The sequence below is a fragment of the Francisella salina genome (genome assembly GCF_000219045.1).
GTDB classification, from domain to species: Bacteria; Pseudomonadota; Gammaproteobacteria; order Francisellales; family Francisellaceae; genus Francisella; species Francisella salimarina.
Genome location: NC_015696.1, coordinates 1,596,338 through 1,612,567, shown reverse-complemented (window position 1 = coordinate 1,612,567; position 16,230 = coordinate 1,596,338). Strand labels below are relative to the sequence as shown.

The window sequence follows — 16,230 nt, the reverse complement described above, 5'->3', positions numbered from 1 at the left end:
GTACTAATATAGTATATTGATACATGAAAAAAAATTCACTTATAAACAAGGGGACTAAACGATGAGTAATATTTCTGAATTAATAAAAGGTAACAGAGCTTGGGCTGAACAAATCAAAAAAACTAATCCTGAGTTCTTTGAAACACTATCAAAAGGTCAATCACCAGAGTATCTTTGGATAGGTTGTTCAGATAGTCGTGTACCTGCTAACCAAGTTTGTGGCTTGATACCAGGTGAGGTTTTTGTACATCGTAATGTTGCAAATGTTGTTTCGCTTACCGATTTAAATTGTTTATCAGTATTACAGTTTGCTATCGAAGTTTTAAAGGTCAAGAAAATCATAGTATGTGGTCACTATGCTTGTGGTGGTGTTGAAACTGTTGTTAAAGATAAGAGCTATGGCTTGATTGATAATTGGTTGACATCTATCCATGAAGTCAAAGAGCAAAATAAAAAGTTTATTGAAGAGTCATTAGCTTGTTACAAGAATAATGAAGACGAATATATGAAGAAAAAAGTAGATATGATGTGTGAGCTAAATGCACTCCACCAAGCTCTTAACCTATGTAAAACTACGGTTGTGAAAGATGCTTGGGCAAAAGGACTTAACTTCACTATTCATGCTTCTATATATGGTATTGGCGATGGTAAGCTGTATGAAATCGGTGGTGGTGTAGGCTCAAGAGCTGAGATGGATGCTATGTATGCCGAGGCTATCGAATCTATCAAATCTAGATATTGTCAAACTCAATCTTGTTCATTGTAATTCTTCTTTCTTATAGAGAAATCTTATCATTAATCATATTATATAAAATATATGTGATTAAAAATCTCCTAAATGTCGTATTCTGAATAAAGCTAATAAGCAAAATTGAGATTCTTCTTTAGAAGTATTGTTTTTAACGAAATTTGATTTTTCTATTTAATATTTTATACAAAATATAAGCTATTAAAGCAGTTGTAATATTAATAAAGAACACAGCTTCGACATATTGACTATAAATCTGACCATTAAATAGAGTAAGAGCATCTAATAATGTATAGATAGCAAAAAATATCAAACAAGCTGCTTTGAATTCTCTAGTTTTAAATAGTGCCAAAATTGAGAATAAAAAGATGGCTAACTCAAAGATTCCAATCTGAAAAACAGCAGGAGTAAAAATCCATCCTTGAAATTTACTGATACTATCCCCATCTACTAAATATGTAAAACTGTTGATAGAAGCATATAGGCTTATATTGAAAATAATAAAGTAGTTAGCGTAGATATTTGCGTGATGTTTACCGTATATAATGCTAGAGTGTAAGAAAGCTATTATAAAAGGTGATATTAATAAACAAATACTTATAATTACAGTTACCATAAGTCGCTTAAGATTTGTAGAAATAGCTAGATTTTACAGCAAATGCTTTGGCTTGTCATATATTTAATAATAAACATATAGACAATCTAATAGATGATAGTTAAAATTTGCTACTAGAAAATTGTTAAATAAATAAAAGGAAAACTTAATAATGCAAGTTACTGTAGAGAAGAAAGAAGGTATCCATTGTTCACTATTGATAGAAGTACCAGCGAATGAGATTGATAGCGTAGTTACTAAAGAGATTAACAAAACTGCAAAAACTATCAAGATGGATGGTTTCAGACCTGGCAAAGTACCTGCTGGTATGGTTGAGAAAAAGTATGGCGAGCAAATCCGTATGGAAGTGATCTCTGATATCATTCCTCAGAAGTATACTAAGGCTATACAAGATGAGAAGTTGGCAGTAGCTGGTATCGAGGTAGACCTTCAAGAAAACAAAAAAGGCGAGCCTCTTAAGTTTGTAGCTAACCTTGAGCTATTCCCAGAATTTGAAGTTTCAGGTTTTGAGAAAATCGAAATTCAAAAGCCAGTTGTTGAGCTAACTGACAAAGAAGTTAAGCAAATGATCGAAAACCTTAGAAAGCAAATGGCTACATTCTCAGAAGTAGAGAGAGCTGTGCAAAAAGATGACAAAGTTGTTATCGATTTCGTAGGTAAGAAAGATGGTGAAGTTTTCGAAGGTGGTTCTGCAAATGATCAAGAATTAGTAATCGGTTCTGGTCAAATGATCCCAGGTTTTGAAGATGGTATCATCGGTATGAATAAAGATGAGCAAAAAACGATCACAGTTACTTTCCCAGAAGAGTACCAAAACAAAGACTTAGCTGGTCAAGAAGCTACTTTTGATATCACTGTTAAGAAGATTCAAGAAGCTCAGTTACCAGAAGTTGACGAAGAGTTCGTTAAGAAGTTTGGTGTGAAAGGTGGGGTAGATACTTTTGAAGACGAAATCAAAGAAAATATGCAACGTGAACTTAAGTTCATCCTACAAAGAAAGATCAAAGATCAAGTATTCAAAGGATTAAGAGAAATCGCTGAATTTGAAACTCCAAAAGCTTTAATTAAAAGAGAAATAGAAGCTGCTAAGCAAAATTTAGTTCAACAAATGGGTGGTGGCCAAAACTTTGATGTTAACCAATTGCCTGATAACTTATTTGAAGCTAACGCTAAGCAAAAAGTTGATACTAGTTTAGTTCTTGATAGTGTAATGAAATCTCAAGAGTTCAAGGCAGAAGATGCTGAAGTTGAGAGCTTATTAGATGAATTAGTTCAAGCTTATGAAGAGCCAGAAAAAACTAAAGAGCAAATCAAAAAGAACGAAAAAGAAATCTCTAACTTAAAAGCTTTAGTTATAGAAAACAAGCTGACTGATTGGGTACTATCTCAAGCTCAAGTAACTGAAAAGCAAGAAGATTTCTTTGAAGTTATTAAAGAAAACATGCAAGCTCAGCAAGGTGGTTTCTAAGCTAGCTTATTAAGAGAGGATGTAAATGATAACTAATAACTTAGTTCCTACTGTCGTTGAGAAAACAGCTGGTGGTGAGAGAGCTTTTGATATTTATTCAAGGTTACTAAAAGAGCGTATAGTTTTTTTAAATGGTGAGGTAAATGATCAATCAGCGAACCTTGTAATCGCTCAGTTGTTGTTTTTGGAGTCAGAAGATCCTGACAAAGATATATATTTTTATATCAATTCCCCAGGTGGTATGGTTACAGCTGGTATGGGTGTATATGATACTATGCAATTTATCAAGCCGGACGTTAATACTATATGTATTGGTCTGGCTGCTAGTATGGGATCGCTATTGTTAGCTGGTGGAGCTAAAGGTAAAAGATATAGTTTGCCTAGCTCACAGATTATGATTCATCAACCACTAGGTGGCTTTAGAGGACAAGCTTCAGATATAGAAATTCATGCAAAAAATATTCTACGTATCAAAGATAGGTTAAATAAAGTTTTAGCGTATCATACAAGTCAAGATTTAGAGACTATTGTTAGAGATACTGATAGAGATAATTTCATGATGGCAGAAGAAGCTAAAGAGTATGGTCTAATCGATCATGTAATAGAGTCTCGTGAAGCAATTATTAAATAATTAAAGGAATTCTAATTCAATAATATGGCTAAAATTCTATACTGTTCTTTTTGTGGTAAGTCACAACAAGAAGTTAAACATATCATCGCAGGTCGTGATGGTAATATCTGTAATGAATGTATTGCTAAATGTGCAGATAAAATTCATAGCACAGAAGGAGCTTCTCTAGAGGATGTATCGTTTGAGAAGTTGCCAAAGCCAATCGAAATCAAAAAATATCTTGATGATTATATTATTGGTCAAAACAATGCTAAAAAAGTATTATCTGTGGCTGTATACAATCATTACAAAAGAATCACTTCCGAAACTGCAAAAGATGATGATATTGAGCTTAAAAAAAGTAATGTTCTATTATTAGGACCTACTGGCTCTGGTAAAACATTATTTGCCCAAACATTAGCAAAGCTTCTAAATGTTCCTTTTGCCATAGCAGATGCAACAACTCTTACAGAGGCTGGCTATGTTGGAGATGATGTTGAGAATATCATTGTTCGATTGCTACAAAATGCTGATTTTGATATTGCTAAAGCTCAAAAAGGTATTATCTATATCGATGAAATAGATAAGATTGCACGTAAGTCAGAAAGTGCTTCTATAACACGTGATGTATCTGGAGAAGGTGTTCAGCAAGCACTTTTGAAGCTTATAGAGGGTACTGTATCATCCGTACCTCCTAAAGGTGGTCGAAAGCATCCTAATCAAGAGATGATACAAGTTGACACTTCAGATATATTATTTATATGTGGGGGAGCGTTTGCTGGTATTGAGAAAGTTGTTAAGCATAGAATGGATAAAGTTAGTATTGGTTTCAATGCGGATGTGGTACAACAAAAAAATAGCTTAGATACTGAAAAATTGATGCAGAAAGTCGAAAGTGAAGATTTGACTAGATTTGGACTTATTCCTGAACTTATTGGACGTTTGCCAATTGTTACTGTGCTAAATGAGTTAAAAGAAGAGGATTTGGTCAAAATTCTTATGGAACCAAAAAATGCTTTAATTAAACAATATGTTAAGCTGTTTGAATTTGATGATGTAATGATTGAGTTTAGTGATGAAGCTCTTGTTGAAATAGCTAAAAAAGCAATAGCTAAAAAAACAGGTGCGAGAGGATTGAGAACTATTCTTGAAAATATACTTCTTGATGTGATGTTTCATGTCCCTTCATCTGAAGATGTTGAGAAAGTTATTATCAACGATAAAGTAATATTAGAGCAAGAAGAGCCAACTCTTGTAATGAAATCACAGCAGCAAAAACAATTAAAAGAGATAATCTAAAAAATTTACAGGAGAATGTAAGTTTATGTCAGAAGTCCTAAATGTCGTTCCTGTTATTCCCTTAAGAGATGTGGTTATATACCCATCAATGACTTTACCTTTAAATGTGGGTCGTAAAAAGTCAATTGAAGCAGTCAAGCAGGCATCTAACAGTTATAATAACTATATCTTATTAGCAACTCAAAAGAACGGTTCAAGTTCTGGTGATGTTGTTGATAATATATACGATATTGGTACGTTAGCTAAAATTGTTCAAATTATGAAGCTTCCTGATGGTAGCTTAAAGATCATAGTAGAAGGTGTAGCTAAAAGATTAGTTGCTAAATATGATAGTGTTGATGGGTGTATATTTGCTAACTTAGATAGTCTTCATATTGATGATAGTTATGATCCTAGTCAAGTTGATAAAGAGCTAAAAGCAATCTTATTGTCGATTAGTGATTCTCTCAAAAAGTTTGTTGATATTAGTGGAAAAGTGTCTAAAGAATCTTTAGCTACGCTTATAAATACAGAAGAGCCTCATAAGTTTATATATGAGATTTCAACTATTCTAAATACAGAGATTACTAAAAAGCAAAAAATTTTAGAAGCTACAGATATCAAAAATAAAGCGTTATTACTTTTATCTTGCCTATATGAAGAGTTAGAAATTCTTGAGCTAGAGGCTAAAATTAAAGATAGAGTCAAATCTCAAGTAGATAAGAATCAACGTGAGTACTATTTGAATGAGCAAGTCAAGGCTATTTATAAAGAGCTTGGTGAGGCTGATGAAGAGTCAGAAGTAACAGCTCTTAAGAAGAGAATTGAAACTACTAAAATGTCCAAAGAGGCAAAAGAAAAATGCTTAAAAGAACTTAAAAAGCTTAAAGCGATGCCTCCTTCATCTTCTGAATCTGCTGTATCAAGGAATTATATTGAGACTATACTTTCATTACCTTGGGGTAAGAAAGCAAAAGTTAAAAAAGATATTAATCTTGCTGAAAAAGTTTTAGAGAAAGATCATTACGGTATTAAGAAAGTTAAAGAAAGAATATTGGAGCATTTAGCTGTTCAAATTAAACGAGACAGTAATACAAAAGCTCCTATTCTATGTCTAGTCGGTCCTCCGGGTGTTGGTAAGACATCAATTGGTCAATCCATTGCTAGAGCAACAGGGCGTGAATATGTGCGTATGGCTCTTGGTGGTGTAAGAGATGAGTCTGAGATTAGAGGACACCGTCGTACATATATAGGATCTATGCCTGGGCAAATTATCCAAAAGATAATTAAGTCTAAGACGGAGAACCCACTTTTCTTACTTGATGAAATAGATAAAATTTCTTCTGATTTTAGGGGAGATCCATCTGCAGCTCTTTTAGAGGTGCTTGATCCAGAGCAAAATAGTACATTTAACGATCATTATCTTGAGATAGATTATGATCTATCTAAGGTGATGTTTGTTGCTACAGCAAATTCACTTGATATAGATCCTGCATTACGTGATAGGCTAGAAATTATACACTTATCAGGGTATACAGAGATTGAGAAGCAAGCAATTGCTAAGCAATATCTAGTACCAAAATCATTGGAAAACAATGGGCTAACTAAGAGTGAAATTAATTTTACTCCTAAGGCTATTTTGGATGTGGTGAGATATTATACGAGAGAAGCAGGGGTAAGAAATTTACAACAAAAGATAGACGGCGTATGTCGTAAGGCTGTTAAAAATCTTCTTAAAGATCCTGAGCATGGTAAGGTATCTATCACACAAAAAAATCTTGAAGACTATCTTGGCGTTCATCAGTTTGATTATGGTATCAAAAATGCCAAGCCTAAAATAGGTCAAGTCACAGGTTTAGCATGGACTTCTGTAGGTGGTGAGCTACTAACTATAGAAGCTCTAGCGATGCCTGGTAAAGGTAAGGTTAAGTACACAGGTAGCCTTGGCGATGTCATGAAAGAATCGATTGATGCGGCCTTTAGTGTTGTACGCTCGATTTCAAAAGGCTATGAGCTAGCAGATGACTTTTATGAGAAAAAAGATGTACATATACACGTTCCTGAAGGAGCTACTCCAAAGGATGGTCCAAGTGCTGGTATCGCTATGACTACAGCTCTAGTTTCTGTATATACAAATAAACCAGTTAGAAATGATATTGCTATGACTGGTGAAGTAACTTTGCGTGGAGATGTTTTAGCAATTGGAGGGTTAAAAGAGAAACTTTTAGCTGCGCTAAGAGGTGGAATTAAAGAGGTTTTGATTCCTAAACAGAATGTTAAAAACTTAGCAGATGTTGATAAAGAAATACTTGAAAAACTTGAAATAACGCCTGTAAATAGTATAAAAGAGGTGTTAGAGAGAGTTTTTTGATGATAAAGTATTGAAACACTACATTTTTAGTGTTATAAAATTAAATGACACTTGTCGACTATGTATAAATAAAGGAGTTTAAGACATGAATAAGAGTGAATTAGTAAGTGCTATAGCTAAAGAAGCAGATGTTACTAAAGAAGTTGCTAGTAATACTCTGGATGCAACTATTGCTGCTGTAACTAAAGCTTTAAAGAATGGTGATAGCGTTACTCTAGTAGGCTTTGGAACTTTTCAAGTAAAAGAAAGAAGTGCTAGAGAAGGTAGAAATCCTAAAACTGGTGAAACAATCAAGATAGCAGCTTCTAAAGTTCCAAGCTTCAAAGCAGGTAAAGGTCTTAAAGACGCTGTGAAATAAAGAAAAATTACAAAAATAGTGATTTTTTGAAAAGCATACTTAACAGTATGCTTTTTTTTTATCTATAATATCTATAGTTTAATAAAGCAGTAATTATTTAAGGTTGATAAAATGTTACAGTCTTTCAATGATAGGCTCAAAGGTCCATTTACATGGATTATAATTATTTCTATAAGTTTTATATTTGTCATATCTGGTATGACATTTTTTTTCACGAATATTGGCTCAAGTAGATCTTATGTGGCTAAAGTAGGTGATAATGAGATAGGTTTGCAACAGTTTCAGCAGTATGCTCAAAATGCTACAACTGAGGCACAGAAGAGAGCAGTTTTAGATCAGATGATAAATCAATACTTAGTACTTGCAGATGCGCAGCGCCATAATATTGCTGTATCTAAGTTAGCATTACAATCTGCGATATTTACAAATCCCATGTTTTTTAACAAAGAGGGTAAATTCTCAGCCGATAAGTTGAAGCAAGTTGTAGAGTATATTGGAGGTATGAGTAAATTAGAGCAAATCTTAACTCAAAATATTCAGGCAACAATGATTCCAAAGGCTATAGCGGATACAACAATAACAACTGATTATGAGAAGAAGCTTTTAGATAATATTTATCTAGTTAATAAAAAAATAGAGTATTTGAAGATATCTCCATCAGATTTCAAATCCCAAATTAAGCCTACTCAACAAGATTTGGAAGCTTACTATAATGCTCATAAAAATGAGTATATAAATCCAGCTAAAAAGAAAATTAACTATTTTATAATCACAAAAGATAGCTTTATATCTAAGAGTGATATTAGTGAAAGCGATATAAAATCATATTATGATACTCATAAGGAATTTTTTAAAGGCTATAACAAAGATGCTAAAACTACTATTGCGAAAATAATTCAAAATAGAAGAGCCTTGGAGAAATTTAATACTTACTCGCAGAATATTGATAGTATTAGTTTCACTGAGCTTGAAAAGAATTTAGGTAACCCTAAGGTGGCGAATATTGTGAATAATGATGAATCTACAATATCTACGGTAACCAATAGTCAATTCTTTGTAAGTACAGAGAAGTACTCAAGTATTCCGGTTGCTGATAATGAGCTTTTAGTATATGAGGTAAATAACTCTCAGCCATCAATCCAACAAAAATTAGCAGACGTTAAGAGTGAAGTGTCTAAAGCCGTAATTGCAGAGAAATCTCAAAGATTATCTTTAGAAAAGTCTCAAAAGCTACTTGATGACTTGGTTAATGATAAAAAAGTAAGTGTTAGCTTCAAGCAAGCAACTATTGATAGTAACTCGAAGTCATTTAGTAAAGAGTTTAATGATTATGTGATGTTTAATACTAATAATCAGTATCATAGTTATCAAGCGGATAATGGTGATATATACATATATAAAGTTATTAAAGTTGAACCTTTAGGTAATAAAGATACTAAATTACCTAGGCAAGTATTAAATACAGTCAAAGAAGAAGAGTTAAACTTCTATTTACAAGTAGTTAAGCAAGAAGTTCCTGTTAAAGTTAATTACAAAAATATCTAAATGAATAAGCTAATCTATGGTCTTGCTGGACCAACAGCATCTGGTAAAACCTCTTTATCAATATCTATTGCAAATAAGATTAATGCTGAAATAATTAGTGTTGATTCATCACTCGTCTATAAAGGTATGAATATTGGTACAGCTAAGCCAACTTTGGATGAGCAAGGAGGTGTTAAACATCATTTAATAGATATAATTGAGCCAACAGAAAGCTTTTCAGTTGCTGACTTTATAACGAATGTTAATAAGATTAAAAAAGAGATTTGGAGTAGAGGGAAAGAGGTCTTACTTGTAGGTGGAACGATGCTTTATTTCAAAGGTTTGATAGAAGGTTTATCATCTTTGCCTGAGTCACAGCCTGAAGTGAGGCAGACTCTTGAGTTAGAAAGAAAAGCAAAAGGTTTACAATATTTACATCAACAGTTAAATAAAATGGATCAAGAATCTGCTCAGAAAATTAATCCTAATGATCAGCAAAGAGTATTTCGTGCTTTAGAGGTAATTATGATAACTGGTAAAAAATATTCTGAACTTGTTAAAACATCTAAAGTCGGTGGATTAGAAGAGAAATTAAAGTTATGTGCCCTGGTACCTAATGATAGATCAATTCTACATGATAATATTGAATTAAGATTTAAACAGATGCTTAATCAAGGGTTTCTAGATGAAGTTCAAAGTTTACGCAAAAATCCTAAGCTTACTAAAGAAACTACTGCTATTCGAAGTGTTGGATATCGTCAGGCATGGGAATATTTAGATGGAGACATTAGTTATGAAGAGTTCGTTAAAAAGGGAATCGTAGCCACTCGCCAACTTGCTAAGCGTCAACTTACATGGATTCGTAATTGGCAGGATGAGATTAAATTAATTGAGATGGAGAGTCAAAATAAAGAACAACAAGTCTGGGAATATTTTGATCATAAATAAGATTTGCTGATAACTTTAAATATTGTTAGAATATATCGCGAAGTTTAATTGTTAAACTTGATAAAATAATAACTATAACAAAATAATTAAAAGGAAGTGAAACAATGTCAAGAATATCATCTTTACAAGACCCGTTCTTAAACGCCCTAAGAAAAGAAAAAGTTAGCGTATCTGTATATCTAGTAAATGGAATTAAACTACAAGGTCAAGTAGAAGCTTTTGATCAGTTCTGTATCGTACTTAGAAATACTGTTAATCAAATGGTTTATAAGCATGCTATTTCTACTATAGTACCGGCTAAGAGTGTAAGAATGGTTTATAGCTCTTTTAACCCATATCATCAAAATTCAAATGATGAACAAGATGAGAATGTAGATGATATTCATTCTGATGATCTTGAAGCTCAAGAAAATCAAGGCAATGTTGCTGAGTAATCAAACTTTATATTCTTTTTTCTTTAATTCCATTCTGGAGTAACATAAATTAATGGAATTTTTCGAGTCTTATGAAGCAGGTAGTAAATGCTTACTTGTAAATATAAATTTTAAATATCGCCGCGAACTAAATGCTGACTTAGCTGAACTGGAAGGTTTGGTTTTAGCAGCTGATAAAGTTGTGTTGGAGAGTTTAGATTTCAATCATCCTGAACCTGATATCAAGTATTTTTGTGGTATGGGTAAAATGGAAATGATCAAAAATAAACGTGATGAGTTAGAAGCTGATCTTGTTGTATTTAATCATCCATTAAGCCCATCCCAAGAGAGAAATATTGAGAAGTTTCTTGAGTGTAAGATTATGGATAGAACGAGGCTTATTCTTGAAATATTCTCACTTCGAGCAAAAACTCATGAGGGTAAGCTTCAAGTTGAGTTAGCTCAACTAAATTATCAGTCAACACGCTTAGTCAAAGGTTGGACTCACTTAGAGAGACAAAAAGGTGGTATTGGTGTACGTGGTGGGCCAGGAGAAACCCAGCTTGAGATTGATAGACGTCTAATTAGACAAAGAATTAAACAAATTACTCAAAAGTTGGAAAAAGTAAAACATCATCGTGATTTAAGTAGATCCTCACGAAAGAAAAATAATATTCCAACAATATCATTTGTTGGTTATACCAATGCTGGTAAATCAACACTTTTTAACAAAATAACAAATGCAGATGTTTTAGCTAAAGACCAACTATTTGCTACACTTGATCCTACTTTACGTAAAGTAATTGTACCAAAACTAGGTGAAGTTATCTTCTCTGATACAGTAGGATTCATTAAGAACTTACCTCATGATTTAGTAGAAGCATTCCATGCAACTTTAGAAGAAGCTATAGAGTCAGACCTTCTAGTTCATGTGATAGATTATGCAGATGAGGATTATAAAAGTTATATCGAGCAAGTAGAAAAAGTTCTAAAGGAAATAGGTATCGCAGATAAAGAGATGATCTGTGTTTATAATAAAATCGATAAAATTGAGAATGCTTATGCTGGATTTGTTCCAATGGATGATTCAGATTCAAGTGTGGTTGGTAGAGTGTACCTGTCTGCTCAGACTGGAGATGGTATTGAAGAGTTTTATCATGCGTTGGCTACATTTTTTAATAAAACATGGGTTAGTGAAACTTTAGAATTACCACCTAAATATTCAAAGGTTAGAGCTATGATGTATGAGCTTGGAGCTGTTGATGCTGAAGGTGTTTCTGAAGAAGGTAACTATTTGCTTAAAATAAAAATTTCAGAAGATGATTTTGAAAGGTTTAAAAGAGAGTTTGATTTAGATTTAGAAGAGTTCTTCGTTAAATAAGTTTTGATCTTATTTGTACTCAGGAACCTCAATTGGATCTTTAAATATTCCAGCACCTATGAATTTAGAGATAACTGGAGTAGATGATATTTTAACTGTAATAGTCGATAAGTATTTTTTAACTATTTCATCAGATGCTGCTACAGATAGGTTGGTAAGCCCAACTTTTTGTTTTCTAGCTATAATATCTTTTAATCTATTTTGCCATTGATCAAAAGCAATATTATAGTCACCATTTGCTTTATGAAGTTCACCAGCTAATACATAAGCTTCAACGATTGCAAATATACTTCCAAGCCCCATTAATATAGATGGGCAAGCAGCAGAGTCTCCAACAAGAGCAACTCTTCCTTTGTGCCAAGTATCCATGCGTATTTGACTGACTTTATCAAAATAGATTTCCTCCACATCATTTAACTTGTTAAGTATATCTGGAGTCTCCCAGCCAAAGTCATGAAAAGATTTTTGTAGTAGTTCTTTTTTTTGCTCTAAAGTTACTGGGAATTGTTTCACAAGTTCAGCATCTAATGTAAACATAATCAAAGTTTCATCTTGGTCTAGACATACTCTTGCTACTTGTTGCTTCTCACCTACGCTCAGAGCATAAGTATATTTCTCATAATGATCGTATTTTTTGAGAGAAAGAGCTGCTACATATTTATCCAACTCATATTCTTGATATTCTGACTTGTCAAAAGCGATGTTACGTATATGAGAGTGTAAGCCATCAGTTCCTATAACCAAATCAAAGTCCTCTTTAGTTCCATCGCTAAGATGAGTAGTTATAGTTTTATCTTTTTCTTCTATTTTCTCGATAGATGTACCAAACCTAATATCTATACCTTCGCAGGCTTTATAAATAGTTTCTGCAATATCTCCGCGTTTGACACTTAGAAAGTCATCATAGTTATCAGTGATAAGAGAAGAGATATTAACTTTTGAAGATCTTCTACCATTTTGATCAAAACAGTGAATATTCTTAATTTGATAAGATTTCTCTTTAAGTTGCTCAAATAATCCCATCTTTCTCACTACTTCACAGGCAGGACCCCAAAAATCGACTAGGTAACCACCAGTTCTAAATTCCGAAGCTTTTTCAAAAAGAGTAGGTTGGAACCCATACTCTCTCAACCACCATGCTAAAGTTGTACCTGCTATGCCAGTACCATTTATTGCAATTCTTTTCATTTTCATATTCCTAAGAAATGTATCTCTATTATAGATTTTAGAGTTATATTGATAGTTATTCAATACAGCTTTACTGTGCATTTGATATTTATTTGTAGATAGTGCAAAAAATATAGGAAAATTTATATATAATAGGTAGGATAAAAATTATTCAATACTATTTTGGATTAGGAATTATAGGAATAACTATTTATGATAAAAAAGCTTAAAGAAAAATGGTTCTGGAGCAAAAACTCGGAGCAAGGACCACCAGACTTAGAGGAAATAATCAAAAAATTCTTTGGCAAAAAGTCAAAGAAGAATGATGATGAGAATGAGAGTATTTATTCAAAAAATGCTAACAAGAATAAACCTATGTTTGATAAACCTCCTGTAGCTAAGATTGCATCTATAGTTGTGGCAGTATTGATAGTTGCATGGATAGGTTTTGGTTTTTATGTAGTACAACCTGCTGAGCAAGCTGCTGTTCTTAGATTAGGCAAATTCTCAAATATGGTAGAACCTGGTTTACACTGGCATCCTATTGGTATTGATAAGGTGTACAAAGAGAATGTTCAAGAGCTTAAAACCACGTCGTTAAAGCGTGATATGCTTACATCTGAAGAGAATATTGTTCATATTTCTTTTACAGTTCAATATCGTATTGCAGATTTAGAGAAATATTTATTTGCTAATGTAAACACAACACGACTATTGCAACAAGCTTTAGAAAGTGCTGTTAGACAGGTTGTTGGTGAAAATAAACTAGAGCAGATATTAACTACCAATAGGGCTGTGATTACGCAACAAGTCCGTAAAGAGATGGAAGCACTACTAAAGTCTTATAATACAGGGATATATATTAGTGAAGTGATTATGCAACCAGCTCAAGCACCTGATGCTGTTAAAAGTGCATTTGATGATGTAATCAAGGCTCGTGAAGATCGTGAAAGGGAGCAAAATGAAGCTGAAGCTTATGCTAACAGAGTAGTGCCAGTTGCACAAGGTAAAGCTCAAAGAATTGTTGATCAGGCTAACGCTTATAAACAAAAAATTGTTTTAGAAGCTCAAGGTGAAGTTGCCCAGTTTGAACAATTATTACCAATATACAAAAAATCTCCTGATATAGTTATGAATCAAATGTATTTTAATACTATTTCAAATGTACTTCAGCACAATAAGATATTCTTAATAGATGGTGATGGTGCAAAAAATATTTTCTATGGTTTAGATAATGCTCAAAAGCAAGCATTATTACCAAATACTCAAGGAGGTAACTAAGATGAGTAAGTTTCTAAAAATATTCTTAGTACTTGTAGTGGTTGCTTCTGTGGTGGTTTTGAGTACTAAATTTATTGTTAAAGAAGGATCAGAGGCAGTTATTTTAAGACTAGGAGAGCTAGTTAAAGATAAAGATGGTAAAGCAATTGAGTATGAGCCTGGCTTGCATGTTAAGATTCCATTTATTGATACAGTCAAAATTTATGATATGCGTAATAGAGTATTAGAAGCAGACTCAGCTCGTGTTGTTACAAAAGAGCAGAAAGATGTTCTAATTAATGCTTATGTTGTGTGGAAAGTTAGTAATAGTAATATCTCAAAATTCTATACGAGTACAAGTGGAAGTGTAGAAAGAGCAGAAACTTTATTGAAACAGTTTTTAGAGTCTTCTTTGAGAGCAGAAGTTGGTAACAATGATATTCAAAGCCTAATCAATAATAATCGTGATAAGTTAATGATTGCTCTGACAAATAGTGTCCAAAAGCAAGCTAAGCAAATCGGTGTTGATGTTATAGATGTAAGAGTTAAGCAAATTGATTTACCAGATACTGTTACGGACTCTATTTACCAAAGAATGAGATCTTCACGTCAGAAAGTTGCAGCTTCTATTAGAGCTGAAGGTAAACAGTTGGCTGAAAAGATTAATGCAGCAGCAGATGCTAAAGTTACTGTAACAATGGCGGAGGCTGAGAGAGAGTCTAAGATCATAAGAGCTGAAGCTGATGCTAAAGCAGCTAAGATATTTACAGAGGCTTATTCTAAGTCCGTACCACTTTATGAATTCTTAAAGAGTATGAACTCTTATAAAGAAAGCTTTAATGGTAAAAATGAAGTTGTATTTATGCTAAAACCAGATAGTAAGTTTTTCCAAGGTTTTAAGTTAGAACCAGATAGTAAGCTTGCAGAAGATATGAAGGAAGCAAAATAAAAATGACTAAAGTAAAAGTGCTTTTTGTATGTAAAGGTAACATTTGTAGATCACCAACTGCTCATGGTATTTTTAGAGATATTGTCAAACAAAATGCCTTAGAGAATCATATTCATGTTGCATCTTGTGGCACTAGTTCACGTATGTGGGGACATGAAGGCCATGGAGCTGATTTACGCTCTATAGATACGGCTAAGAAATATGATTGTAATCTTTCAGATCAGATTTCTCAGCAATTAGAGGAAACTGATTTTACAGAATATGATTATATAGTTGCGATGGATCAAGAAAATATTGATACAATGAGAGAAATGTTTCCAAATGCTGATTTTTCAAAGGTATCAAGGATGTTGCAGTATGCTCCAACAATTGAGTTGACTGATGTGCCAGATCCATATTATCAAAGTAATTTTGAAAAGGTATTCCTCATGATAGATACTGCCTGTCACGGACTTTTTGAAAAAATAAAGTTAGAGTATAAATTATGAATTACACTAAAGCAAAATACATAATGGGTGCTGCAAAAGTTTCTCAACTTCCAGAAGATAATGGTATAGAGGTAGCTTTTGCTGGGCGCTCGAACGCAGGTAAGTCTAGTGCTCTTAATACTCTTACAGACCAAAAAGGTCTTGCTAGAGTAAGTAAGACCCCTGGTAGAACTCAGTTAATTAACTTATTTGATTTGGGAGATAATAAGCGTTTAGTTGATTTACCTGGTTATGGTTATGCAAAGGTTTCTGAAGCTATAAAGAGACTGTGGCAAAGTGAAATGGAGAGCTATTTGACTTTACGTAAATGTCTTGGTGGTATCGTACTTTTGGTAGATTCTCGTCATAATTTAAAAGAGTTTGACTCTTTGATGATTGAAATGGCAATATCTTTTGACTTGAACTTACACATTCTTTTGACAAAGGCAGATAAGCTAAATAATAAAGAAAGAGCCCAAGCAAATAGAATGATAGAGAGTTTTTTAAAAACTTTTATCCGTACAGATAAAATTTCATACCAGTTATTTTCTTCATTAAGTAAAATGGGTTTAGATAAGTTAAAAGAAAGACTTGATACTTGGTATCAATAATACTAGAAATACTTTTGTTATATAGATTATCAATTGTTACTTAATTAAAATAGCCTGTATA

16 protein-coding genes are annotated in these 16,230 nt (G+C 33.0%); 14 read left to right on the top strand and 2 right to left on the bottom strand.

The genetic code is table 11. From position 1 onward, the window contains the following. The first annotated feature begins 61 nt into the window (after positions 1-61). On the top strand, positions 62-766 hold the full coding sequence (locus F7308_RS07935; RefSeq protein ID WP_013923346.1) for a carbonic anhydrase: 705 nt from the start codon (positions 62-64) through the stop codon (positions 764-766). 133 nt (positions 767-899) lie between these two features. Here the strand turns inward: F7308_RS07935 and F7308_RS07930 are convergent, their stop codons facing one another. After that, complete coding sequence (locus F7308_RS07930; protein ID WP_013923345.1) at positions 900-1,364, bottom strand: DUF6790 family protein; 465 nt, start codon at positions 1,362-1,364, stop codon at positions 900-902. Between the two features lie 151 nt (positions 1,365-1,515). On the opposite strand from F7308_RS07930, the gene tig reads away from it, so the two are divergent. The 9 genes from tig (at position 1,516) to hflX (ending at position 11,715) form a co-directional block, all read left to right on the top strand. Beyond that, entirely contained in the window at positions 1,516-2,832 is a 1,317-nt protein-coding gene (gene tig / locus F7308_RS07925) for a trigger factor (protein ID WP_013923344.1), read from the top strand. Between the two features lie 25 nt (positions 2,833-2,857). Continuing rightward, positions 2,858-3,463, top strand: a complete 606-nt coding sequence (gene clpP / locus F7308_RS07920; RefSeq protein WP_013923343.1) for an ATP-dependent Clp endopeptidase proteolytic subunit ClpP — start codon at positions 2,858-2,860, stop codon at positions 3,461-3,463. 24 nt (positions 3,464-3,487) lie between these two features. Further along, positions 3,488-4,741: an ATP-dependent Clp protease ATP-binding subunit ClpX gene (gene clpX, locus F7308_RS07915; RefSeq protein ID WP_013923342.1), complete on the top strand. Its 1,254-nt coding sequence runs from the start codon at positions 3,488-3,490 to the stop codon at positions 4,739-4,741. 25 nt (positions 4,742-4,766) lie between these two features. Next, positions 4,767-7,091 (top strand): endopeptidase La, encoded by a 2,325-nt coding sequence (lon, locus tag F7308_RS07910; protein WP_013923341.1) that lies wholly within the window; start codon positions 4,767-4,769, stop codon positions 7,089-7,091. An 85-nt stretch (positions 7,092-7,176) separates the two neighbouring features. Then, a complete protein-coding gene (locus F7308_RS07905; protein WP_004287553.1) occupies positions 7,177-7,449 on the top strand; it encodes an HU family DNA-binding protein in 273 nt (90 codons plus the stop codon). A gap of 111 nt (positions 7,450-7,560) precedes the next feature. Next, a complete protein-coding gene (locus F7308_RS07900; RefSeq protein WP_013923340.1) occupies positions 7,561-8,994 on the top strand; it encodes a SurA N-terminal domain-containing protein in 1,434 nt (477 codons plus the stop codon). Beyond that, positions 8,995-9,921: a tRNA (adenosine(37)-N6)-dimethylallyltransferase MiaA gene (miaA, locus tag F7308_RS07895; RefSeq protein WP_013923339.1), complete on the top strand. Its 927-nt coding sequence runs from the start codon at positions 8,995-8,997 to the stop codon at positions 9,919-9,921. 104 nt (positions 9,922-10,025) lie between these two features. Further along, positions 10,026-10,355 (top strand): RNA chaperone Hfq, encoded by a 330-nt coding sequence (gene hfq / locus F7308_RS07890; RefSeq protein ID WP_013923338.1) that lies wholly within the window; start codon positions 10,026-10,028, stop codon positions 10,353-10,355. A gap of 52 nt (positions 10,356-10,407) precedes the next feature. Continuing rightward, on the top strand, positions 10,408-11,715 hold the full coding sequence (gene hflX, locus F7308_RS07885) for a GTPase HflX (RefSeq protein ID WP_013923337.1): 1,308 nt from the start codon (positions 10,408-10,410) through the stop codon (positions 11,713-11,715). Between the two features lie 9 nt (positions 11,716-11,724). On the opposite strand, the gene F7308_RS07880 is transcribed toward hflX, so the two are convergent. After that, complete coding sequence (locus F7308_RS07880; protein ID WP_013923336.1) at positions 11,725-12,903, bottom strand: FAD-binding domain; 1,179 nt, start codon at positions 12,901-12,903, stop codon at positions 11,725-11,727. Between the two features lie 192 nt (positions 12,904-13,095). Here F7308_RS07880 and hflK point away from each other — a divergent pair, with 192 nt between their 5' ends. The 4 genes from hflK to yihA are packed head-to-tail and all read left to right on the top strand — an operon-like array spanning position 13,096 to position 16,169. Next, complete coding sequence (gene hflK / locus F7308_RS07875) at positions 13,096-14,163, top strand: FtsH protease activity modulator HflK (RefSeq protein WP_013923335.1); 1,068 nt, start codon at positions 13,096-13,098, stop codon at positions 14,161-14,163. 1 nt (position 14,164) lies between these two features. After that, complete coding sequence (gene hflC, locus F7308_RS07870; RefSeq protein WP_013923334.1) at positions 14,165-15,091, top strand: protease modulator HflC; 927 nt, start codon at positions 14,165-14,167, stop codon at positions 15,089-15,091. 2 nt (positions 15,092-15,093) lie between these two features. Continuing rightward, entirely contained in the window at positions 15,094-15,579 is a 486-nt protein-coding gene (locus F7308_RS07865) for a low molecular weight protein-tyrosine-phosphatase (RefSeq protein WP_013923333.1), read from the top strand. Beyond that, positions 15,576-16,169 (top strand): ribosome biogenesis GTP-binding protein YihA/YsxC, encoded by a 594-nt coding sequence (gene yihA, locus F7308_RS07860; RefSeq protein ID WP_041263789.1) that lies wholly within the window; start codon positions 15,576-15,578, stop codon positions 16,167-16,169. Before F7308_RS07865 ends, yihA begins: the two co-directional genes overlap by 4 nt. Positions 16,170-16,230: the final 61 nt, after the last annotated feature.

Excerpts from the sequence above, each read along its gene's own strand:
- F7308_RS07935 (WP_013923346.1), top strand. The coding sequence starts at position 62 with ATGAGTAATATTTCTGAATTAATAAAAGGTAACAGAGCTTGGGCTGAA.
- F7308_RS07930 (WP_013923345.1), bottom strand. The coding sequence starts at position 1,364 with ATGGTAACTGTAATTATAAGTATTTGTTTATTAATATCACCTTTTATA.
- tig (WP_013923344.1), top strand. The coding sequence starts at position 1,516 with ATGCAAGTTACTGTAGAGAAGAAAGAAGGTATCCATTGTTCACTATTG.
- clpP (WP_013923343.1), top strand. The coding sequence starts at position 2,858 with ATGATAACTAATAACTTAGTTCCTACTGTCGTTGAGAAAACAGCTGGT.
- clpX (WP_013923342.1), top strand. The coding sequence starts at position 3,488 with ATGGCTAAAATTCTATACTGTTCTTTTTGTGGTAAGTCACAACAAGAA.
- lon (WP_013923341.1), top strand. The coding sequence starts at position 4,767 with ATGTCAGAAGTCCTAAATGTCGTTCCTGTTATTCCCTTAAGAGATGTG.
- F7308_RS07905 (WP_004287553.1), top strand. The coding sequence starts at position 7,177 with ATGAATAAGAGTGAATTAGTAAGTGCTATAGCTAAAGAAGCAGATGTT.
- F7308_RS07900 (WP_013923340.1), top strand. The coding sequence starts at position 7,561 with ATGTTACAGTCTTTCAATGATAGGCTCAAAGGTCCATTTACATGGATT.
- miaA (WP_013923339.1), top strand. The coding sequence starts at position 8,995 with ATGAATAAGCTAATCTATGGTCTTGCTGGACCAACAGCATCTGGTAAA.
- hfq (WP_013923338.1), top strand. The coding sequence starts at position 10,026 with ATGTCAAGAATATCATCTTTACAAGACCCGTTCTTAAACGCCCTAAGA.
- hflX (WP_013923337.1), top strand. The coding sequence starts at position 10,408 with ATGGAATTTTTCGAGTCTTATGAAGCAGGTAGTAAATGCTTACTTGTA.
- F7308_RS07880 (WP_013923336.1), bottom strand. The coding sequence starts at position 12,903 with ATGAAAAGAATTGCAATAAATGGTACTGGCATAGCAGGTACAACTTTA.
- hflK (WP_013923335.1), top strand. The coding sequence starts at position 13,096 with ATGATAAAAAAGCTTAAAGAAAAATGGTTCTGGAGCAAAAACTCGGAG.
- hflC (WP_013923334.1), top strand. The coding sequence starts at position 14,165 with ATGAGTAAGTTTCTAAAAATATTCTTAGTACTTGTAGTGGTTGCTTCT.
- F7308_RS07865 (WP_013923333.1), top strand. The coding sequence starts at position 15,094 with ATGACTAAAGTAAAAGTGCTTTTTGTATGTAAAGGTAACATTTGTAGA.
- yihA (WP_041263789.1), top strand. The coding sequence starts at position 15,576 with ATGAATTACACTAAAGCAAAATACATAATGGGTGCTGCAAAAGTTTCT.